General features: G+C 56.6%; 1 protein-coding gene. It reads left to right on the plus strand.

Annotation, left to right across the window (positions count from 1 at the left end; genetic code table 11):
• Positions 1–45: 45 nt before the first annotated feature.
• A protein-coding gene (locus CU102_RS28220) for an IS3 family transposase (RefSeq protein WP_425351619.1) occupies positions 46–1,412 on the plus strand; the annotation gives its coding sequence in 2 pieces (ribosomal slippage) (positions 46–520 and positions 520–1,412; 1,368 coding nt in all).
• The last annotated feature ends 27 nt before the right edge of the window (positions 1,413–1,439 follow it).

A 1,439-nucleotide genomic window follows, 5' to 3' on the forward strand; every position in this document is an offset into this window, starting at 1 on the left:
TGAACTGACCCCCGAAAGTTGGACACCGACCTTCGGGGGTTTTGTATGTCCAAGTACAGCTTAGCGTTCAAGCAGTCCGTCATCGCCGCTTATGAGAGCGGCACGGAAGGGGCACGCGCAGTGGCGGCTCGGTTTGACGTTGATCATTCGACGGTGCGCAAATGGGCTGCGGCTCATGCGGCGCATGGCGTGTCAGGGTTGGTAAAGAAATTCAGCTCCTTTGACGCGTCTTTCAAGCTTTCGGTATTGCAGCGGATGTGGGACGATGGGCTTTCCTATCGGCAGGCGGCTGCGATTTTCAACATCCGCAACAAGAGTAGCCTTGTCGATTGGGAGACGCGTTACGAGCGCGGCGGGATAGAGGCGTTGGCCCCGCGGCGCAGAGGAAGGCCCCGATTGATGCCCAAACCGCCTGCCACCGATGAACCGCAAGCCTTGGCGAGCGATGACACGAAGAGCCGCGAGGAGTTGCTTTCGGAACTGGCCTATCTGCGGATGGAGAACGCTTTCCTAAAAAAACTGGAGGCCTTAACGCAGGAACAACAGCCGCTCAAAAAGCGCAAGCCGTTCACGCGTTAAGGCCGCTCCATTCGTTTGCCGGTCTGCTGCAATTGGCAGGCCTGGCCCGCAGCACGTTCTACTACCAGCAAAAGGCATCATCGCTGGCCGACCGCCATGCCGCGCTCAAAGACAGCATCAAAGCCATCTTCGCCCTTCACAAGGGGCGCTATGGCTATCGCCGCATCACGGCTGCCATCTGCCGACTGGGACAGCGCGTCAATCACAAGACAGTTCAGCGCCTGATGGGGCAAATGAGTTTGAAATCGCTGGTGCGGCCGAAGAAGTATCGGTCCTACAAGGGCGCTAGCGGCTGCACCGCTCCCGATCTCATCCAGCGCAAGTTCACGGCTGAGGGTGCAAACCAGAAATGGGTGACGGATGTGACCGAGTTCAACGTTGCGGGCGAAAAGCTCTATCTCTCACCGGTCATGGACCTCTTCAATGGCGAGATCATCGCCTTCGAGACAGCCCGCCGTCCCGTCTTCAAACTCGTGGAAACCATGCTCAGTAAGGCGCTGGACCGGCTGGGGAGCGGCGAAAAGCCGATCCTGCATTCCGATCAGGGATGGCACTATCAGATGACCGCCTATCAGCGCACGCTTGAAAAACACGACGTCATCCAAAGCATGTCACGCAAAGGCAACTGCCTCGACAACGCGGCAATGGAAAGCTTCTTCGCGGTGCTGAAATCAGAGCTGTTCTACCCGACCAAATTCGCCAGCATTCAAAGCCTGCAGTCCGCCATCACCGACTATATCCACTACTACAATCACGACAGGATCAAAATGAAACTCAAAGGGCTGAGCCCTGTACAATACAGAACCCAGCCCTTAAATCTGCCTTGCCTTTAAACCGTCCAACTTAATGGGGTCAGTTCA

The sequence above is a fragment of the Phyllobacterium brassicacearum genome, from assembly GCF_003010955.1.
GTDB classification, from domain to species: domain Bacteria; phylum Pseudomonadota; class Alphaproteobacteria; order Rhizobiales; family Rhizobiaceae; genus Phyllobacterium; species Phyllobacterium brassicacearum.